Origin of the sequence: Salegentibacter mishustinae (genome assembly GCF_002900095.1) — a bacterium.
Lineage (GTDB): Bacteria > Bacteroidota > Bacteroidia > Flavobacteriales > Flavobacteriaceae > Salegentibacter > Salegentibacter mishustinae.
In genome coordinates, this window is the sequence record NZ_LLKN01000002.1 from 146,181 (window position 1) to 167,049 (window position 20,869).

General features: G+C 37.1%; 19 protein-coding genes. 12 read left to right on the forward strand and 7 right to left on the reverse strand.

Annotated features, from left to right (window positions below; all coding sequences use genetic code 11):
* Positions 1 to 50: 50 nt before the first annotated feature.
* On the reverse strand, positions 51 to 815 hold the full coding sequence (locus APB85_RS03570) for an alpha/beta fold hydrolase (RefSeq protein ID WP_057482911.1): 765 nt from the start codon (positions 813 to 815) through the stop codon (positions 51 to 53).
* Positions 816 to 839: 24 nt separating this feature from the next.
* Positions 840 to 1,553 carry a pyridoxine 5'-phosphate synthase gene (locus tag APB85_RS03575; protein WP_057482910.1) on the reverse strand — a complete coding sequence of 238 codons (714 nt, stop codon included), beginning with the start codon at positions 1,551 to 1,553 and terminating at the stop codon, positions 840 to 842.
* A 90-nt stretch (positions 1,554 to 1,643) separates the two neighbouring features.
* On the opposite strand from APB85_RS03575, the gene APB85_RS03580 reads away from it, so the two are divergent.
* The 8 genes from APB85_RS03580 to murI all read left to right on the forward strand — a co-directional run bounded on the left by APB85_RS03580 (position 1,644) and on the right by murI (position 9,614).
* Positions 1,644 to 2,300: a CBS domain-containing protein gene (locus tag APB85_RS03580; protein WP_057482909.1), complete on the forward strand. Its 657-nt coding sequence runs from the start codon at positions 1,644 to 1,646 to the stop codon at positions 2,298 to 2,300.
* Entirely contained in the window at positions 2,297 to 3,181 is an 885-nt protein-coding gene (locus APB85_RS03585; protein WP_057482908.1) for an NAD kinase, read from the forward strand. The genes APB85_RS03580 and APB85_RS03585 overlap by 4 nt, the downstream gene beginning before the upstream one ends.
* A gap of 100 nt (positions 3,182 to 3,281) precedes the next feature.
* Positions 3,282 to 3,986: a type IX secretion system protein PorG gene (gene porG / locus APB85_RS03590; RefSeq protein WP_057482907.1), complete on the forward strand. Its 705-nt coding sequence runs from the start codon at positions 3,282 to 3,284 to the stop codon at positions 3,984 to 3,986.
* 1 nt (position 3,987) lies between these two features.
* Positions 3,988 to 4,728, forward strand: coding sequence for an isoprenyl transferase (locus APB85_RS03595; RefSeq protein ID WP_057482906.1), 741 nt, complete (start codon positions 3,988 to 3,990; stop codon positions 4,726 to 4,728).
* A 7-nt stretch (positions 4,729 to 4,735) separates the two neighbouring features.
* Entirely contained in the window at positions 4,736 to 7,354 is a 2,619-nt protein-coding gene (locus APB85_RS03600; protein ID WP_173636773.1) for a BamA/OMP85 family outer membrane protein, read from the forward strand.
* 33 nt (positions 7,355 to 7,387) lie between these two features.
* Positions 7,388 to 8,191 (forward strand): OmpH family outer membrane protein, encoded by an 804-nt coding sequence (locus APB85_RS03605; protein WP_057482904.1) that lies wholly within the window; start codon positions 7,388 to 7,390, stop codon positions 8,189 to 8,191.
* Positions 8,192 to 8,234: 43 nt separating this feature from the next.
* Positions 8,235 to 8,744, forward strand: coding sequence for an OmpH family outer membrane protein (locus APB85_RS03610; RefSeq protein ID WP_057482903.1), 510 nt, complete (start codon positions 8,235 to 8,237; stop codon positions 8,742 to 8,744).
* 72 nt (positions 8,745 to 8,816) lie between these two features.
* On the forward strand, positions 8,817 to 9,614 hold the full coding sequence (gene murI, locus APB85_RS03615) for a glutamate racemase (protein WP_057482902.1): 798 nt from the start codon (positions 8,817 to 8,819) through the stop codon (positions 9,612 to 9,614).
* Here the strand turns inward: murI and APB85_RS03620 are convergent.
* A complete protein-coding gene (locus APB85_RS03620) occupies positions 9,611 to 10,606 on the reverse strand; it encodes a PorP/SprF family type IX secretion system membrane protein (protein ID WP_057482901.1) in 996 nt (331 codons plus the stop codon). The two genes, murI and APB85_RS03620, sit on opposite strands and share 4 nt — an antisense overlap.
* A 111-nt stretch (positions 10,607 to 10,717) precedes the next feature.
* On the opposite strand from APB85_RS03620, the gene APB85_RS03625 reads away from it, so the two are divergent.
* A complete protein-coding gene (locus APB85_RS03625) occupies positions 10,718 to 11,641 on the forward strand; it encodes a NifU family protein (protein WP_057482900.1) in 924 nt (307 codons plus the stop codon).
* A gap of 12 nt (positions 11,642 to 11,653) precedes the next feature.
* On the opposite strand, the gene APB85_RS03630 is transcribed toward APB85_RS03625, so the two are convergent.
* Complete coding sequence (locus APB85_RS03630; RefSeq protein ID WP_057482899.1) at positions 11,654 to 13,906, reverse strand: inorganic phosphate transporter; 2,253 nt, start codon at positions 13,904 to 13,906, stop codon at positions 11,654 to 11,656.
* Between the two features lie 293 nt (positions 13,907 to 14,199).
* On the opposite strand from APB85_RS03630, the gene APB85_RS03635 reads away from it, so the two are divergent.
* The 3 genes from APB85_RS03635 to APB85_RS03645 all read left to right on the forward strand — a co-directional run bounded on the left by APB85_RS03635 (position 14,200) and on the right by APB85_RS03645 (position 17,467).
* On the forward strand, positions 14,200 to 14,400 hold the full coding sequence (locus tag APB85_RS03635; protein WP_057482898.1) for a dodecin family protein: 201 nt from the start codon (positions 14,200 to 14,202) through the stop codon (positions 14,398 to 14,400).
* 67 nt (positions 14,401 to 14,467) lie between these two features.
* Positions 14,468 to 16,510, forward strand: coding sequence for a thioredoxin domain-containing protein (locus APB85_RS03640; protein WP_057482897.1), 2,043 nt, complete (start codon positions 14,468 to 14,470; stop codon positions 16,508 to 16,510).
* Between the two features lie 72 nt (positions 16,511 to 16,582).
* A complete protein-coding gene (locus APB85_RS03645; RefSeq protein WP_057482896.1) occupies positions 16,583 to 17,467 on the forward strand; it encodes a mechanosensitive ion channel family protein in 885 nt (294 codons plus the stop codon).
* On the opposite strand, the gene tsaB is transcribed toward APB85_RS03645, so the two are convergent.
* Genes tsaB through APB85_RS03660 form a run of 3 tightly spaced genes read right to left on the reverse strand, consistent with a single transcriptional unit; the run spans position 17,464 to position 20,817 of the window.
* A complete protein-coding gene (gene tsaB, locus APB85_RS03650) occupies positions 17,464 to 18,123 on the reverse strand; it encodes a tRNA (adenosine(37)-N6)-threonylcarbamoyltransferase complex dimerization subunit type 1 TsaB (protein WP_057482895.1) in 660 nt (219 codons plus the stop codon). The two genes, APB85_RS03645 and tsaB, sit on opposite strands and share 4 nt — an antisense overlap.
* 18 nt (positions 18,124 to 18,141) lie before the next feature.
* Complete coding sequence (locus tag APB85_RS03655; protein WP_057482894.1) at positions 18,142 to 19,374, reverse strand: efflux RND transporter periplasmic adaptor subunit; 1,233 nt, start codon at positions 19,372 to 19,374, stop codon at positions 18,142 to 18,144.
* 3 nt (positions 19,375 to 19,377) lie between these two features.
* Entirely contained in the window at positions 19,378 to 20,817 is a 1,440-nt protein-coding gene (locus APB85_RS03660) for a TolC family protein (RefSeq protein ID WP_057482893.1), read from the reverse strand.
* Positions 20,818 to 20,869: the final 52 nt, after the last annotated feature.

The following is a 20,869-nucleotide window of genomic DNA, read 5'->3' on the forward strand; positions in this document are numbered from 1 at the left end:
CAAGAAAATTGGATTATTTATTATGCACACATAATAAATTTAGAAAGATTTTAAAGAAAGTCAACAACAGCTACATAGAAATCATCCATTTTCTCAGCGTGAACCCAATGCCCTGCGTTTGCAATTTCTTTGAATTCTACTTCCGAAAATTGGTTTTTAATTGCCGCCCGGTCTTCTTTTTTAATATAAATTGAATTAGCTCCTTTTATAAATAATGTAGGGCCGCTATAGGATTTATCCTGTGGAAGCGCCCGCCCTACTTCTTCAATATTATCTTTTAAAGTTTGAAGATTAACTTTTAAACAGTAATCGCCTTTAGAGGTACGATTAAGGTTTTTCAGCAGAAAAAGTCGCACCGGTTTTTCTGAAATAAATTCTGAAAGTAATTTATCGGCATCTTTCCTAGATTCCAGCTTAGCATCTTCCAAAGCGGTTAGGCCTTCTAATATTTGCTGATGATGTGGCTCATAGTATTTTGGAGCAATATCTACCACGATAAGCTTTTTTACTAGATCGGGATAATTTGCAGCAGTTAGCATCGCAGTTTTACCACCCATTGAATGCCCCATTAAAATGATATTTGATAAAGAATGCTGCTCGCAATAGGCTGCAACATCTTCAGCCATTAGTTCATAACTGTGATTATCTGTATGCGGGCTTTTACCGTGGTTTCGCTGATCTACAAGGTGAACCTGGAAATTCTTTTCTTCAGCAAGTTTGCTACCAATGGTTTTCCAGTTATCGCTCATCCCCAAAAATCCGTGAAGAATTAAAAGCGGTGTCCCCTCTCCTATTATTATAGAGTTTAATTTCATAGTTTTTTTGTTTCTAAAAATGAATTATTTCAGAAGTTCAAGATATTTTTTAATCGTTGTTTCTAATCCCATATATAAGGCTTCAGCGATTAGTGCGTGGCCAATGGAAACTTCATCAAGATGTGGAACTTGCTCATTAAAAAACTTAATATTATTTAAGGAAAGGTCATGCCCAGCATTAATTCCTAAACCTAATTGATGCGCTAATTCTGCACATTTCGTATACGGCTCTACTCCAGTTTTATCGCCTTTTGAAAATTTCACCGCAAAATCTTCGGTATATAATTCAATTCTGTCTGTTCCTGTTTCTGCAGCTCCTTCTATCATTTTTTCATCTGGATCTACAAAAATTGAAGTTCTAATACCATTATCTTTAAACTCCTGAATCACTTCCTGGAGAAATTTCTTATTTTTAATGGTATCCCAACCAGCGTTAGAAGTAATTGCATCTTCAGCATCGGGCACCAAAGTAACCTGCGCTGGTTTAGCTTCCATCACCAGATTAATAAATTTCGCTACCGGATTTCCTTCTATATTAAATTCGGTTTTCACAATAGGAGAAAGATCCCGAACATCTTGATAAGTAATATGGCGTTCATCTGGTCTTGGGTGCACGGTGATTCCCTGCCCGCCAAAAGACTCTATTTTCTTAGCTGCTTCAACTACATTAGGAATGTTGCCTCCACGAGCATTTCGCAAAGTGGCAATTTTATTGATATTTACACTTAATTTCGTCATTTTATAAGCTTTTGTTTAACAAAAATACAAACTTGGAAATGCCCTAATGAATTTTATTTTAATTAATTTGCATAAAAACGAAGCGACATCATGAAGATGGATGATTTTATAATTAACGATGTTTCCATAAGGCATTTTTCTGATAAAATTGGGGAAGTCCAGGACTTGTTCAATCAGTTAACCTATTCGCATTTGCCGGTAGAAAACAACGGTATTTATATGGGCTGCATTTCAGAAAATGATATTCGTTGCTTTGAAGCCGAAAAGTCTTTAGAAGATTATCAATATGCCTTAGAAGGTTTTTTTGTGAGAAATACAGATTTTTGGCTGGATATTTTAGAACGTTTTGCGCAAAACAACACCAATATTTTACCGGTTTTAGATGAAGAAAACCATTATCTAGGTTATGTTGAACTAAACGAGATTATTTCCCTTTTTAACGAAACTCCGTTTTTAAGCGAAGCGGGAAATATTATCGTAATCCAAAAAGGAATTAAGGATTATTCCTTTAGTGAGATCGTGCAGATTGTAGAATCTAATAGCGCAAATATTCTTGGTTCATTTATTTCGAAATTGGAAAACGACATAGTTCAAATCACCATAAAATTAAGCCCTTCTGGAATAAATGAGATCATTCAATCTTTCCGTAGGTATGGCTATAAAATTATTTCTGAACACCGGGAAGATAATTTCAACAAAAATCTCAGAGACCGCTCTAAGTATTTAGATAAATATATGAATATATGAAAGTAGGCATCTACGGTCAGTTTTATCACACCAATGCCGGGACTTATATAGCACAGCTTCTGGAATTACTGAAGCGTAAAAACATCAATGTAATTATTGAAAAAGATTTCCTGGAACTTATTCATTTGAATAAGACTATTAATGAAGATTATTCTTACTTCAGCACTTTTGAAGAACTGGATAACAGCTTCGATTTATTCTTTTGCATTGGCGGTGATGGTACTATTCTAAAATCTATTAATTACATCCGGAATTTAGACATCCCAATTGTTGGGATTAACACAGGAAGGTTAGGTTTTTTGGCGACCATTCAAAAGGAAGAAATTAAAGATAGCCTGGAAACTATTTTGCAAAAAGATTACAGTATTTCTTCCCGAAGTGTACTAAATATTAGCACCAACCCTCCCAGTCACGATCCTGTCTTTAAAAATATCGCTTTAAACGAGATTGCCGTAAGCCGAAAAAACACCACCTCTATGATCACGGTAGACACCTGGCTAAACGATCAATATCTAAACTCCTACTGGGCAGATGGCTTAATTGTTTCTACACCAACGGGATCTACGGGCTATTCTCTTAGCTGCGGCGGCCCGGTAATTACACCAGATGCGGCATCTATTATTATCACACCCATTGCGCCGCATAATTTAAATGCCCGTCCTTTAGTAATTAAAGACGACACCAAAATAACACTTCGGGTTTCAGGAAGAGAAGATTCTCACCTGGTGTCCATGGACTCCCGAATTGCCACCCTTGAAAATGACACCGAGATCATTATTCAAAAAGCACCCTACGCGATAAATCTTGTTGAACTTAATGAAGATAGTTTTCTTCAAACCCTCAGAAAAAAGCTCATGTGGGGAGAAGATAAACGCAATTAAGCAATAAATGATTTTAAAAACTGTTTAAGAACATGTACAAATTTGCTCAAATTATTGTAGAGCAAACATTATTGTTATATTTGCAAACTTTTGAAAACCTATGAGGTACATATTAGTTGTAGTAATCTTGCTTGTTTTTGCCCCAAAAACAAATTCACAAACATTTGAAGTAGGACCATATATTGGTGGCGCTAATTACATTGGTGATGTAGGCCGAACCAATTTTGTACTTCCAAATAGCCTGGTTGGCGGCGCCCTCCTAAAATGGAATCGCAGCCCACGTCACGCTTTTCGATTTTCGCTTTTATATGCTGAAATAAATGCCGATGATGCCGATTCTAATGATCCCAGAAGAGCGAGCAGAGGCTATTCTTTTAGCAATACTATCGCAGAAGCTTCCCTTGGCATAGAATTTAATTTCTGGAGTTTTGATCTTCACGAAGGTCACCCGCAAAGTACTCCTTATCTTTATACCGGAATAACATATTTTAGAGCCGACCACTTATTACTAAGTGCCGATTTCCCTAACGGGGAATTGGAGAACCAGGGAGCCAACTGGGATTTTGCGATTCCGGTGGTTTTTGGCTACAAAGAAAGTATTACACGCCATATTGTTGGTGCATTGGAAGTGGGCGTACGCTATACGTTTACCGATAATTTAGACGGAAGCTGGCCAGAAGAAATTTTTGGAAATAGAATGCCCAGAAGGGAATTCGGAAATAGAAACACCAACGATTGGTATGTATTCACAGGGGTGAATTTTACCTTTTCGTGGGGAAGAGAACCTTGCTATAGCCGATTTTAATATGAATTACAAAGACAACATAGACCTTAAAAAACTACCAAAACATATTGCCATAATTATGGATGGCAATGGACGGTGGGCGCGAAAAAAAGGCTTTTTAAGGGCCGCGGGGCACGAAGAAGGCACTACCGCTGTTCGCGATGTTGTAGAAGCTTCAGCCGAAATTGGTATTGAACATTTAACCCTTTATGCTTTTTCTACTGAAAATTGGAATCGCCCAAAATTAGAAGTAGATACTTTAATGCGCTTACTGGTTTCCTCTTTAAAAAAGGAAATAAAGACACTTCAGAAAAATAATATTCGGCTAAACGCGATAGGGAATTTAAAAACCCTTCCGAAGAAAGTATTTCGGGAACTCAACGAGGTTATAGAGAAAACCAGGACTAACGATCGCATGGTGCTTAACCTTGCGCTTAGCTACGGTTCACGGGAAGAATTAACTTCTGCAATACGTGAAATTAGCCTGAAAGTTAAAAATAATGAAATAACCGCCGATGCTATTGATGAATCGGTTATAAATCAGCATCTTTACACCCGAAATTTTCCGGAGGTAGATTTATTAATCAGAACCAGCGGAGAACAACGCATTAGCAATTTCCTATTATGGCAAATTGCTTACGCAGAATTATATTTTACAAAAACTTTATGGCCAGATTTTAGAAAAGAAAATCTTTTTGAAGCCATTTACAATTATCAAAATAGAGAAAGACGATTTGGAAAAACCAGTGAGCAACTTAGTTAGCGCATTCATGACGAAGAAAGTATTTAGCCTTCTGGCAGTAGCATGTAGTTTAATTTTTAGCATTTCTTCACAAGCTCAGGGCTTACCATTAGCAGATGGCAAAAAATATATAATTGGAGATATTAAAGTTACGGGGACCGTTAGTTTTAACGAACAAACTGTAATTGCTTATACCGGTTTAAAAAAAGGGGAAGAAATATATATTCCCGGAGATAAAATTAGTAACGTGATCAATAAACTTTGGGATATTGATCAATTTAGCGACATCAATTTTTACATTACCAATGTAAGCGATGGCAATGTTGCAGACCTGGAAATTGAAATCCAGGAAGTTCCAAAACTAAATAAAGTTAAAGTTACCGGCCTTAAAAAGCGGGAACAGGAAGAAATTATTAAGGAAAATAAACTGAGAACCGGCGCTAAGGTTTCAGAAAACCTTATTACTACCACCAAGAATTATATTGAAAGCAAATATCGTAAAGAAGGATATTTTAATGCTAATGCAAAAATAAGCACCAGCGAAGTTACCGATACTACGGCTAACACCAACCTGGTCAACATGCTTATAGATATAGACCAGGGCGATCGTGTAAAGATTGCTGATATCAATTTTACAGGCAACGAAAAATTTTCTGACGCCAAGCTTAGAAGGTCTATGAAAAACACCAAACAGAAGAACATTATTCGCTTCTGGAAAAGATCTAAATTTGTTAGAGCAGACTACCAGGAAGACAAAGAAAACCTAATAGATAAATATAAGGAAAGCGGTTATCGCGATGCAAGGATCGTAACAGATTCTCTAGTTGAAATTGATGATGAAACAATTGCTTTAAACCTTAAAATTGAAGAAGGAGATCAATATTATATTGGAGATATTGATTACCTGGGGAATTCAGTTTATACAGATGCTCAACTAGAACGTGTTCTGGGAATAAAAAAGGGTGATGTTTATAATGGGGTTCTTCTAGACAAAAGAATCGCCGATCAAACTAAACCAGATGGAGAAGATCTTTCTAACCTATACAAAAACAACGGTTACTTATTTTCTACTATCAACCTTGTAGAAACCAATGTTTACAACGACACCATAGACTTTGAAATTAGAATTGTTGAAGGTAAAGAAGCCTATTTCAATAACATTAGAGTAACCGGAAACGATAAAACCAAAGATCACGTTATTTACCGGGAATTAAGAACTAAACCGGGACAAAAATATAGCCAGGAAGATGTTGTAAATACGGTAAGAGAACTTGGGCAGCTTGGCTTTTTCGATGCAGAACAGCTAGAACCAAAATTCGTAGATCCAGATCCACAATCGGGTACTTTAGATCTTGAATACTCTGTTGTAGAAGCTGGTGCCAGCCAAATAGAACTACAAGGTGGTTATGGCGGTGGAGGCTTTATTGGTACTTTAGGGCTTTCTTTTAACAACTTCTCGTTATCGGGAATTTTTGACAAAGAAGCTTACAAACCGGTACCTATGGGAGATGGGCAAACTCTTTCTCTTAGAGCCCAGGCCAGTACTTTTTACCAAACCTACAGCCTTTCATTTATGGAACCCTGGTTAGGCGGTAAAAAGCCGGTAAGTCTTCAAACTTCATTCTCTTATACGAGACAATTTTTATTCGATTATATAAACAGAGAAGCAGATAGAAGCAGAAGTTTTGATATTCTTGGGGTAAATGTTGGTTTGGCTAAACGTTTAACCGTGCCAGACCCTTATATCACAGTATCTCACTCTTTAGGCTTTCAACGTTATAACCTAAATAATTATAACACAGGTTTATTTACTTTTGGTGATGGTCACTCTAACAACTTCACCTATACTTTAGGACTTACAAGAGATAACACTTATGTAAATCCAATTTTCCCAACGGGAGGTTCTAAGTTTAAGATCACTGCTAAATTCACGCCTCCATACTCTCTTTGGAATGGTGTAGATTACGCTAATTTAGCCGAAGATAGAGAATACCAGTTAGAAGATGAAAACGGTAATCTTATCAATCAACAGGGCGACAGGGTAACTCCTGAGAATGCTGTTGGGGATCAACGTAAAATAGACCAGAAGAAATTTAACTGGCTGGAATTCTATAAAGTTAAGTTTAGTGGAGAATGGTATACCCAAATTTACGATAAGCTTGTACTAAGAACCAACGCAGAATACGGATTCCTTGGAGCATACAACAACGATCGTGGAGTTCCTCCTTTTGAAAGATTCTTTCTTGGTGGTGACGGTCTTGGAGCATTTAGTTTAGATGGTAGAGAAACTATTCAGTTAAGAGGTTATCCAAACCAATCTGTAGTACCTTTAGATCGCCCTACAGGGGTAAATGATGATGGTGCTACTATCTACAACAAATATTCTTTAGAGCTTAGATATCCTATAACGCTTAAACCTTCAGCATCTATTTACGCCCTAACCTTTTTAGAAGGTGGTGCATCTTACGATAACTTCAGGGATTTCAACCCTTTCCAACTTAACAGGTCGGCCGGTGCAGGTTTAAGAATCTTTATGCCAGCCTTTGGTTTACTTGGTATAGACTTTGGATATGGATTCGATTCTATCCAGGGAATACCGGGAGCCAATGGATGGGAAACACATTTCATAATTGGACAGCAATTTTAATTTGGCACGATATTTTCTATATTCGATTTAAGTATGCTTAAAAGAACATTTTTATTCACACTTTTTATCTTGATTGGTTTCGGCGCAAATGCCCAAAAACCAATAAACATAGGTTATGTGGATATGGAGTATATCCTGGAAAATGTTCCCGAATATCAGCAAGCTTCAACTCAATTAGACCAGAGAGTTAAGGAATGGCAAAATGAAATTGAGCAGAAGCGGAAAGAAATTAATGAAATGAAAACCAGCCTGCAAAATGAACGTGCGCTACTTACTCCTGAACTTATTGAGGAACGGGAAGAAGAGATCGCATATCAGCAGGAACAGGCAACAGATTATGAGCAGAAGCGTTTTGGTCCAAAAGGTGACTATATGATTCAGAAGCGACAATTAATAAAGCCCATTCAGGATCAGGTTTTCACAGCGGTTCAGGAAATAGCCGAAACAAGGGATTTCGATTTTATATTTGATAGAAATTCTGAATCTGGAATGCTTTTCGCAAAAAACCGTTTTGACTTGAGTGACCAGGTTTTAAGAAGCATCAATAGAGCTTCTAACCGAAGACAAATTGAGACAAAACAGGAAGAACGGGAGCTGGAAAGAGCAGAAGCGCGCACAGCAGAAGAAGACGAAGAACTAAGTGCGAGAGAACAGGCCTTTGAGGATCGCAAAAGTGAGCGCCAGGCCTTAATAGAAGAAAGAAGGAGAAAACAGGATTCTATTAAAGAAGCAAGACAAAGAGCATTTGAAGAACGCAGAGAAAGAATTTTAAAAGAAAGACAACAAAAAAGAGATTCTATTGAAGCGGCACGAGCAAGAAAAGACACGATAAACTAAATAATTTTAAACCTTAATACTTAAACAATTAATATCAATTAAAATGAAACAATTCAAAACACTTTTTATAGCCCTTGCATTAACCTTAGGAGCTACTACATTTGCAAACGCACAGAGTAAAGTTGCCCACATCGCTACCCAGGAATTGGTAGAAACTATGCCTGCTTATAAAGATGCAATGTCTCAACTTGAAAAGTTAGAGAAAACTTACGATGCTGAGATTAAAGATATGCTTACCGAAGCTCAAAACACAATGCAACGTTACCAATCTGAAGCTGAAACAGTAACAGAAGAGGAAAACGCAAAAAGAGCAAGTGAACTTCAGGCAACTGAAAGAAGAATTCAGGAACATAGCCAGAGAGCAAGACAGGAGCTTCAAAAGAAAGAAAACGATCTAATTAGACCGGTGATTGAAAAAGCTCGTGAAGCTATCCAGAAAGTAGCCAGAGAACAAGGTTTTGACTATGTATTAGATTCTACTACAGGAACAGGAGTAATCCTTGCCGATGGTAAAGATCTTATGGCTGATGTAAAAGCTGAATTGGGAATGTAATTTTCACCCAATACATATAAATAAAGAGTAAAAACTGCGCCCCATTAAGGCGCAGTTTTTATTTTTGTACTAATGAGCAATTCGCAACCTATAGGTATATTTGATTCTGGTGTTGGAGGAACTTCTATTTGGAAGGAAATTCACGAGTTACTTCCTTTTGAAAAGACTATTTACCTGGCCGATAGCAAGAATGCACCCTACGGAGAAAAGCCTATTGAAGAGATTAAAAATCTTAGCCGGAAAAACACGGAGAAGTTGCTGGATATGGGCGCCAAGATTATTGTTGTTGCCTGTAATACTGCCACTACCAATGCTATTAAGGATTTAAGAAATGAATATTCCATTCCTTTTATAGGCATTGAACCGGCAATTAAACCGGCTGCTTTAAAATCAAAATCAAAAACCATAGGCATACTCGCCACCCGCGGGACGCTAACCAGCACTCTTTTTTCCCAGACTTCAGATTTTTATGCAAGAAATATCAATGTGGTAGAAATTGAAGGTCGTGGCCTGGTAGAGCTTATTGAAGCAGGAGAACTGGATTCCCCTCAGATGAAAAGTCTTTTGCTTAAATTACTGGAACCATTTTTTGTAAATAAAATAGACTACCTGGTGCTGGGTTGCAGTCACTATCCATACCTTATTCCTATACTCAAAGAATTGCTGCCTAAGGAAGTAATTATTATAGATTCGGGAGAGGCCGTGGCAAGACAAACAAAATCTATTCTTGAATTAAATAATTTATTGCTGAAGGAAGAACCAGGAGAAAGACCTATCCCAGAATTTTTCAGCAACACTAATCCGAAGGTGCTTGAAAATTTAACTGAAGCCGTAAAATATGATTATAAAGTAAGCTATTTGGATTTCTAATAATTAACTGCCGGGACATTTTTCTCCCATCGCCATCTACTCTTTCCAAAATTATATCCTATAGTGATTTGGTGGAAGCCATTATTGCTTAATACTACCGAGTTGAACTGGTAGCTAAAAGTATAACCAAACATAAAATTATTATAATCTAAACCTATAAATGGAGTAATGTACTGCAACTTTTGACTTTCAATTGCATTACCTTCAGCAGTGTACTCGGCTCCTTCGAAACTATTTCTATAAGAAAGTCCGCCCCATAGTTGCCCGAAATCAACTTCCCGATACACTTTCATATTTAAATCAATATTCATTTCATTGGTGGCTTCTCGTAGCTGAAATAAAATTGAAGGCTCATAACTCCAATCATTATTATTATCAAAAACATAACCCGTAGAGAATAAATATTTACGCTGATTGCTCGGCACTGCGTCAGAATAGAAAAGTTCGCGTCTTACAGAAATTATATTCTTAGCCGCCAAGTGCGCAAAAAAATCCAGATAATAATAAGACATACCAATATCCATATTTCCGAAGATGTCAGAAACATTACTCCCGCTTACAATAGGATCAAATTCGGTAAACCCACTTTGATCTAATCTATGCTGAATAATCCCGGCGCTAATTCCAAAGGAAAGCTGATTTAGAAATTCATTTCTGGCGAAATGTAAATGATAAGCCACCGTTCCATAAGCCCCAATCTTAGAGAAATTACCATTTTGGTCATTAAAAACAATTCCTCCAACACCAAGCTTGTCTCCCAGTCTGCCATTTACAGCCAGTGTCTGTAAGCTGGGAGCATTCTCAACGTCAAACCATTGCTGTCTGGCCGTAAGTCTTATTTGATTTCTATCGGCCGCACCAGCCATGGAAGGATGAATAAGATAAAGGTTATCGGTTAGGTAATCTGAATAAATGGGAATTACTTCCTGTGCTTTTGCTGAGGAATTCAGTAAAAAACCAAATAGTATTATAAAAATGATTTTTGCAGCCATCGAAATTTGGCTAGCTTTAAAACACCTGATAAATAAAGTTCTAATCCCCATAAGAAAGGTAAAGATATAGATTAACTAAGTTTTCTTTAGTACTTTTGCAAAAAAATTGATATGAGCAATTTCACTATAAATATACAAGGCACAAATAAACCGGGAATCATAAAATTTGAAACCAACAAATTTTTAACCCGTCACGAAAATTACGAGTTTAATAATATAGATGAAGCAGCTAAATCTCCATTAGCACAGCAATTGTTTTACCTACCGTTTGTAAAAACGGTTTACATCGCTCAAAATTTCATCGCGATAGAAAAATATGATATCGTAGAATGGGATGATGTGCAGGAAGAAGTTGCCGCCCAAATAGAAGATTTTCTAAATAAAGATGGTGTGGTGATTAAGGAAGATGCAGATCAAACAAAAAATGTTCCGGTTACGGTGTATGCTGAAAGCACTCCAAACCCGGGCGTAATGAAGTTTGTAGCTAATAAAAAACTGGTTTTAAAAACTGCCGAGTTTAAAAATATTGATGAAGCTAAAGATGCGCCACTTGCGCAACAACTTTTTCATTTCCCTTTTGTAAAAGCAGTATTTATAGATTCTAATTACGTTTCTATCCACAAATATGATGTTGCTCAATGGGAAGAAATCACCCTGGAGTTAAGAGAATTCATCACTAATTACCTGCAGGATGGGAAAGAGGTTTTAAAAGCCGAAGCTTCAGTACCTCAACAAACAGAAGCATCAACCCACCCGGCAAATCCAGAGGTAAGCCAGGAAATTAAAGACCTGGATGATACGTCAAAACAGGTTATCGCGATTTTGGATGAATACATTAAACCCGCTGTTGCCAGTGATGGTGGAAATATCCTTTTTGATTCCTACAATTCTGAAAACAAAACCGTAAAAGTTATTCTTCAGGGAGCCTGCAGTGGCTGCCCTTCTTCAACCATGACGCTTAAAAGCGGAATTGAAACGATGCTAAGGGATATGCTTCGCGGAAAAGTAGATTACGTAGAAGCAGTAAACGGATAATTTCTGAAGCTGCTAAAGCGTAGATTTCGCTTCAACATAGAATTCCCTAAATAACTGAACTAAATTAAGCGTAGACGAAATAAGGTCTTTAGATTCCAGTAAAAGCCCAAAGTAAAGTTTGGTGTTTTTAGGACTGCTTTCTGAAGTCCTTATGCGTTTAATTTGTTTCTCTATCATTTCTGAAACCATATCGAGCAATTGTTGCTTTTCAGCAAGAATATCATCTAAACGCTCAAAATCGTGCTCATCAAAAGTGTACTTTATTTCCGAAAATAATTCCTGAAGCTTTTTGTCTATCTTTTTCAGATCCCTGATCTGATTAAATTTCAGGTTTTTATGGTTATTATTTACGTGCTCAAAAGAGTTTCGGGTAATATATCGGGTAGAGTTTACCATTTCCTGTAAATAATTCAGCAAATGAATATAAAACCTGCTCGCTTCCACCGAATCTTCATCCAGCGATTTTATAAAATAATAAATATTACCTTTTAGATCGTCTACCTCACTTTCAAGCTCACCAACTTTTTTATTATTCTTCTTAAGTTTACCAAGATCGTGATATCCTAAATTATCTACAGTTTTGGTGTAGCGCTTTTTAATTCCCGAAATCACCTGCGAGATATTCACCGAACTTTCGGCGGTAATCTCATTAATGGTTATAATATCGGTACGTTTATATCTTTTCTGCAGTTTATTTGCTTTAGACTTTTTCGCGTGAGATAGCGTATTTCTTATAATAACAAAGGCGGTAATACAAACAAGGACAGCAATAGCTATAAGTCCGCCAAAATAAATAATCACAGCGAAAAGCGCTGCTCCAAGAAATGCTACAAAAGCGGTTACAAACCAACCTCCAATAACATTAAGAACACCGGCAACCCTATAAACAGCACTTTCCTGGTTCCAGGCCCTATCTGCCAAAGAAGTACCCATCGCAACCATAAAAGTCACATAAGTAGTAGAAAGCGGAAGCTGCAAATTAGTTCCCATTGAAATCAAGATACTGGCCACCACCAAATTCACAGATGCCCGTACCAAATCGAACGCTGGCGGTGCAATTTCTCTCCCCGTAGTTTTAGTCTTTGGAGTTTCAAATTGTGCATCAATTCTTTTTCTAATCTTTTTAGGAATTACCTCTGAAACAGCACTTCCAAACATCATAGAATACCTAACGATTGTTCGGGATAAATAATTAGCGCCAAATCGTTCTGAACCTTCATTCTGCCGGGATAACTTTACACCGGTATCTACTACTGATTTAGCTTTATCAGAAAACCAAATGGTAAGAACCATAACTCCTCCAGCAAAAATTAAAACAATTTCAGGGGTGGGAACACTACCGGCCAGATCGCTCATTAATAGTTCTGAAGCGGCCACCCCAGAGGCACTCCATATTTCATAAGATTGCCAGGCAGCAATGGGTACACCAATAAAATTAACAAGATCGTTCCCTGCAAAAGCCAGTGCTAGCGCAAAGGTGCCCACCATAACAATGAGTTTAAGAATATTCACCCTAAAAAAACTTATTAAGAGCTTAGAGAGAATTGTGAAGCCTATTAGACTAAAAATAATGATCTGTATGCGATTATTGTGTACATCTTCCACAAAATGATCTGATACAAAAGCCAGGCTATTTAGCCCTTTAATAAGAATAAAATAGAAAATTGCCGCAAGGGAGACTCCGCCAAAAATGGCCCCGGTATATTTCAGCTTTCTTTCATATTTAAAAGAAAGCACCAGGCGTGAAAAATACTGAACAACCGCGCCGGCTACGAATGCGATAACAATAGCCAGTAAAATGCCAAAAATAACTTCAGAAGCTTTGTCAACATTTATAAAATCTACCAAGCTAGAAACATCGTTAGTAGTTTTAAAGATCTTTATAAGCGCAATACTAACGGCCGCTCCCAGCAGCTCGAACATAATTGATACCGTGGTCGAAGTTGGCAGCCCTAGGGAATTGAAAAAATCCAGTAGTAAAACATCGGTAAGCATTACAGCCATAAAGATGACCATGATCTCTTCAAAATAGAATTCCTGCGGAAGAAAAATTCCTTTCCGGGCTACTTCCATTAATCCGCTGGAAAATATGGCGCCTACTGCCACTCCCAAACTTGCAATAATGAGAATAGAACGAAGGGAAACCGCTTTGGAACCTACTGCAGAATTTAGAAAATTAATGGCATCGTTACTCACTCCAACCACCAAATCTGTAATGGCCAGAAGAAATAAAAGTCCCAGAATTATTAAGTAAACATCTTGCATGTAAATAAAGTCCTTTCAACCTGCAAAATTCAGCGAATTTTTCCTATAAATATCTTTTCGTAGGTTATTAAAACTTTAATTAAATGCAGCTTATTAGCATATAGATTTTTCAATTATCCTAAAAAATGTAATGCAAAAATTAAGAACAAATTACCCAGAACGAATTTTATGAATAAAAATTTAAAGATGCCAACTAGTGAAATCCCCTACTTTTAAAACCACCTCTATTTCCGAAGAATTTCTCGGTATTTTTAAAAGAGAATTGATTTGTAACATTCTAAAACCAACACGTTATGTCTATAATAAAGGTAATTGAGATTTTGGCGAATTCTACAGAGAGCTGGGAAGATGCCACAAAAAAAGCAGTAAAACATGCAGCTAAAACCGTGAAAAATATAAAATCGGTTTATGTTAAAGAACAAAGTGCACTTGTAAATGGAGAAAACATTACCGAATTTAGGGTTAATGTAAAAATCTCTTTTGAAATCAATTAATTTTCATTTATAAAATTAGTAACGCTCCCTGAGATTCCGAGGAGCGTTTTTCATTTAAAAAATAATCATGCCCAAAACAATATTCACCAATAACCTAATTAACGAAACCAGTCCCTACCTTTTACAACATGCTCATAATCCCGTTAACTGGGAGGCCTGGAACACAAAAAGCCTGGAAAAAGCACGCGAAGAAGATAAACTTTTACTTATAAGTGTTGGTTATTCTGCCTGCCACTGGTGCCACGTCATGGAGCACGAAAGTTTTGAAGATGAAGCAGTAGCTGAAATTATGAATCAGCATTTTATAAATATAAAAGTTGACCGGGAAGAACGCCCCGACGTTGACCAGGTTTATATGAATGCTATCCAGGTAATGACCGGAGCGGGTGGCTGGCCCATGAATATCGTAGCATTACCAGACGGGCGACCGGTTTGGGGTGGCACCTATTTTAGAAAAGAGCAGTGGAAAGATGCTTTAAAACAACTCTCTGGGTTATACCAAACCAAACCAGACGAAATGAAATCGTACGCTTCTAAACTGGAAGAAGGACTACAGCAATTACAACTTATTGAAACTCCCCAGGAAGAAACTCCTTTCACTACAGCTTTTCTAGATAAAATGCTTGAAAAGTGGAAAAAAGCATTTGATAGGAAAAATGGTGGTTCTCAAGGAGCACCAAAATTTATGCTTCCGGTAAATCAGTCTTTTTTATTCAGGTATGCTGTGCAGAAAGACGACAAAGAGATCTTTGAGCAATCATTGCTAAGCCTTAATAAAATCTCTTATGGTGGAGTTTATGACCATATTGGCGGTGGATTCTCAAGATACTCGGTAGACGAACGCTGGCATGTGCCTCACTTTGAAAAAATGCTTTATGATAATGGGCAATTGGTGAGTCTTTACAGCAAGGCCTTTGCTTCTACGAAAGATAAATGGTACAAAGAAGTGGTTTATAAAACCCTGGATTTTGTAAAAGAGGAACTTACCGATAGTACCGGAGCGTTTTATTCGGCCTTAGATGCCGATAGTGAAGATGAAACCGGGAATAAAACCGAAGGCGCCTATTACGTGTGGAAAAAAGACCAATTGCAAGATTTAATAACCAAAGATTTTTCAATTTTCGAAGCTTATTATAATATTAATTCCTTCGGAAAATGGGAGGACAACAATTATGTTCTTATTCGATCTAAAAGTGACGAAGCGATTTCTGAAGAATTCAATCTTAGTTTACCTGAATTAAAAGAAAAGAAGAAACACTGGATAAAAATTCTAAAACAAGAACGTGATAAAAGAACAAAACCGGGACTGGATGATAAAAGTCTGACTTCCTGGAACGCCCTAATGCTAAATGGATATGTAGAAGCCTATAAAGCTTTTGGGGAACCAGAATTCCTTGAAAAAGCATTAGAAAATGCGGCATTTCTTCAAAAATATCAGTTCAAGAAAGATCATCGGCTTTGGCATAATTTCAAAAATGGGAAAAGTTCTATAAATGCTTACCTGGAAGATTACGTTTTGTGCACCGAAGCCTTTATAAATTTATATGAAGCTACTTTTGAAGAGAAATGGTTGGAAATTTCAGAGCAATTAATTTCGGTTTGCATGGAAGACTTCCAGGATAAAAAAACCGGATTATTCTATTTCACTTCTTCAAGAGATGAAGCTTTAATTACCAGGAATTACGAATTAAACGATAATGTGTTGCCGGCCTCGAATTCGGTTATGGCTAAAAATCTATTTAAAGTTTCTAAAATCACTGGAAACAGGGAATATTATGATTTAGCAAATAAAATGCTTAAAACAGTCCAGCCACAAATAAAAACCTATCCGCAATCTTATGCTAACTGGCTGGATTTGATGCTTAATTTTACTGACCCTTTTTATGAAGTGGCGATTACGGGTAAAAATGCTATTTCCATAAAAAAAGAATTAGAACAGCAGTTCTTACCAAATACCATATTTGCCGGTAGTGTAAAGGCTTCAGAAATATCAATTCTAAGGAATAGGTTTAAAAACGATAAAGATCTAATTTACATCTGCAGTAATGGAAAATGTGATCTCCCCTCAAATTCTGTGGAAGAATCTATCAAAAGACTAAAACAGTTTTAACAAAAATTAAACAGGGAAATTTATTATAAATAAAAAAAATATGGTCAATTTGTTTTTAAAACAAATTAAATTATGGATAAACTAAACGACTGGGGCGCCATTGCTAAAGAATACGCAGAAAAATTTATTGATTACTTACCTACTTTGATAGGAGCAATAGTACTACTAATTGTTGGCCTATGGGTAATTGGCATTATTGTTAAATACGTAGATAAATTATTCCAGAAAAAAGATTACGATAAGACTTTAGAAGTTTTCACTCTAAATGCGATTAGGTGGGGATTACGTATTATACTTTTTGTATTGGTCATCACCCAGCTAGGCGTTGAGAGCGCTTCTCTGGTAGCTGCAATTGGTGCCGCAGGTTTGGCAATTGGTTTGGCCATGCAGGGATCACTTTCTAATCTTGCCGGAGGTGTTTTAATAATTGTTTTAAAGCCTTTTAAAGTTGGAGACTGGATAGAAGCTCAAGGCATTTCTGGTACTGTAGTAGAAGTTACTTTATTTTACACCAAATTAGATACTTTTGGAAACCAACGAGCAGTAATTCCAAATGGTGAATTGAGTAACGACAATATTATTAATTACAGTTACAACGGCACCAGGAAGGAGAACCTAAGTTTCGGGATTTCTTATGATGATGATTTAAAAAAGGCTAAAGAAGTACTTAGAAACCTGGTAGAAGAGCAGGACGACGTGCTAAAAGATCCGGCACCACAAATTATTGTTTCTGAACTTGGAGCCGATTCGGTGAACTTTTCAGTGAGATATTTTGCTGAAAACAGTAAATTCTGGGACCTTCACTGGTATATGATTGAAGAAGGAAAAATAAGACTGGAAGAAGCCGGTATGACCATTCCATATCCTCAACGTGATGTTTATCTTTATGATCAAACAAAGATGAATGGAACTATTGAAAAGAGATCGAAAAATAACGGTACTAATTCCGCCGATTAACCAGCAATAAAATCTTTTAAATAATAAGGTTCAAAATAAGCGACATCTTCGGTGTCGCTTATTTTGTATTTGGATTCTGCCAAACTGCACATTTCCCTTGCAGATGGTAATTTATCTAAAATAAATTCAGCGTTGAAATGTGTACAAATAGCTTTAAATTTTTCCACTCCATTTCCTATAAATACTGTTTTATCTTTTTCAAGATAATCTATAAAAGAATTTTCATCTAAAACTTGAGCTTTAGTTTCTCTTATTTCATTCAGCTCTTTATCAAAAACAGTAGAATAAACTTCCATTCTACGCGCATCTAGCATCGGAATAACAAATCCTTTTTGCAGTTTAACCTGCGCGGCTAAAGAGGCCAGGGTGGCTATAGATATTAAAGGAATATTCAATGAAAAACATAGACCTTTTGCGGTAGAAACTCCTATTCTTAAGCCTGTATAAGATCCAGGGCCTTTACTCACCGCAATGGCATCTAGATCATCTACCGCTAAGTTGTTTTCTTTTAGAATTTCATCTATAAAAACGTGCAACTTCTCGGCGTGCGAATAATTATTGCTCTTGTCTTCTTTTAATGCTAAGAGGGCACCATCTTTTGAAAGTGCAACAGAGCAATTTGTGGTAGCGGTTTCTAAGCAAAGTATGAGTGCCAAATCCCTGGGTTTTTCTATTTATTTATTAGTTACCTCAACGTCATCGCCTTCTTTAAGGCTTTTGGTGACGGTATTATATGGTCCTGTGATCACGGTTTCCCCTTCGGTTAAACCTTCAGTAATTTCAATATTGCTATCATCCTGAATTCCGGTAGTAACTCTTCTAAGCTCGGCTTTTGTTCCTTCCATTAGGAAAACGGCTTCGTATTTTTGATCTGTACTTTCGGTTGCTGTGGTATCGTTTTTAATCACAATTGCACTAATAGGAACCCCAATTATATTATCTTTTCTATTGGTGATTATATCTACCGTAGCGGTCATACCTGGTCTAAACGGAGAATAATTATCTGCTTTCCCTTCTAATAGATCTTTGTATGATTCCTCTAAAATACGAACTTTCACTTTAAAGTTAGTCACCTGATCTGTGGTAAGCGCAGCATCAGCCGAATTGGAAATTTCGGTAACAATTCCTCTAAATTCTTTTCCCAAGTAAGCATCAACCTCAACAATTGTAGAATCTCCAACCTGGACCTTTACAATATCATTTTCATTCACATCTACTTCTACTTCCATATTGGTAAGATTAGCCACCCTAAGAATTTCGGTACCGGCCATTTGTTGAGTTCCAACAACCCTTTCTCCCAATTCGGCATCCAATTTTGAAATGGTACCGCTCATAGGTGCATAAATATTGGTACGTCCAAGGTTATCTGTCGCTTCTTTTACCGTAGCCGCTGTACTCTGCATATTGTAGTAAGCTGATTCCTTATTGGCCTGCGCTACTTCATACTCTGAAACCACCCGGTCCCATTCAGCTTTAGAGATCACTCCTTTTTCAAAAAGACTTTTGTTTCGGTTATAGTTTGCTTCAGCTTGTTTTAAACTTGCCTGGGCCTGTGCATAATTTGCCCGTGAAGTTTCTAAACCGGCCTGGGCTCTATTCACATTAGACTGGTAAATATCTGGATTTACCCTAACCAGTAAATCACCTTTTTCTACAGCCTGGCCTTCTACAACAGGAAGTTCAATAATTTCTCCTGAAACTTCTGAAGAAAGTTTTACTTCGATCTCCGGCTGAATTTTCCCGGTAGCCGAAACAGTTTCTACGATATCAATAGGTTCAATTTTGGTGATTTCTACTTCTTTAAAATTACCGGTTTTTCCAAACCAACCGGCTTTCTTACCTACTATAAGCAAAAGGATAAGCGCAAGAGCAATTCCAATAATTATAAATAGAGTCTTTTTCTTCATAATTTAAAATTTAAGATCGGTAACCGGTACTCCAAAATATAATTCAAGTACTTTTAATTTAAAAATGTAATCGTATTTGGTTCTCAGCACTTCGCTTTGTGCGTTTTCGTATCGTAATTTTGCCTGGCTAAATTCAAAAGCATTAGAAATTCCCACATCAAAACGTTGCGTAGCATATTCATAAGCCTGCTCTTGTGCATTTGCGGCCACTAGCGCAGCTTCGTAAGCCTCAAAAGCTCCTTCAGCATCTACATAAGCCTGATAAACATTGGCCTCAAGATCTAACTCTGCCTGTTCCAATTCATACTCGGCTCTCCTGGCGTTCACCTGGCTTCTTCTCACCTGGTTCCTGGTAGCCAAACCATTGAAAATTGGCACACTAACCTGCACGCCATAAGTTATACCATCATTACGCTGTAATTGTTCAAAAAACGGCAATGGACTTCCAATAGTAGTTAAAACATTAGGAGCAACTACTATTTCGCCTGTACTTTCTACCACTCCAATTTCACGAGTTGGATCGTTAGGATCTGGCTCTGCACCCACAATTCTTCCCTGGCCAGATTCCCTTGTATTATAATTAAAGAAAGCTCCCACGCTTGGGTAATAAGCTCCTTTCGCTATTTCTACGTCTTTTTCGGCAATCTGTTTGTTAGCTTCAGCAATTTTAATTTCAGATCTTTCTTCTCTTGCTTGTGCTACGATATCCTCTACCGGATTATCTAAAATTTCGGTGCCAAAAATATCATAACCTGTTTCTACGATATCGAAGTTCTCATAATCTTTTATAAGCAGGGTTTGTGCTAAACTAATAAGCGAAATTCTAATGTTATTTTGAGCAACGATTATTCGCTGTTGCTCATCAGCATATGTAGCTTGAATTTCCAGAAGGTCGCCTTGCGGAAGGGAACCGGCTTCTACCAACTCCTCTGTTCTTTCCATTTGCTCCCCGGTAACTTCATTTTGCATTTTAAGAATTTCCAGGTTTTGCTTATTAAAGAGCACTTGTAAATAAGAATCGGCTACAAAGAGCGTGATATCATCCTTCATTTTATCAAGTGCATACTGGCTGGCAAGTTTTGATATTTTTGCGCGCTGTAACTGCTTAAAATTCCTAAGCCCGTCAAAAAGATTTACGCTGGCAGTAACGCCTGCAGAAAAGTTTCGGGTAGTTTGTGTTTGCAGCACCCCGGTAGTTACATTCTGGGTAAGACCGGTATTCCAGGAGTTGGTTGCAGAAGCATTTACATTTGGTAAGAAATTACCAATTGCATCCCTTTTTCCTAACTCGGCAAGTTCTACATCGAGCTCGCTTTGTTTTACTGAAATATTATTCTCTATTGCGTAGTTCACACATTCCTGAAGTGTCCAGGCCTTATTTTCCTGGGCTTTTACGAATAAAGCAGAAAATAAAAATATGGTTAGTAAGCTGTATTTTTTCATAATCGGAATTGTAGTTGATGAGTCTGTGAAATTCTAAACTTGTTACATTTTG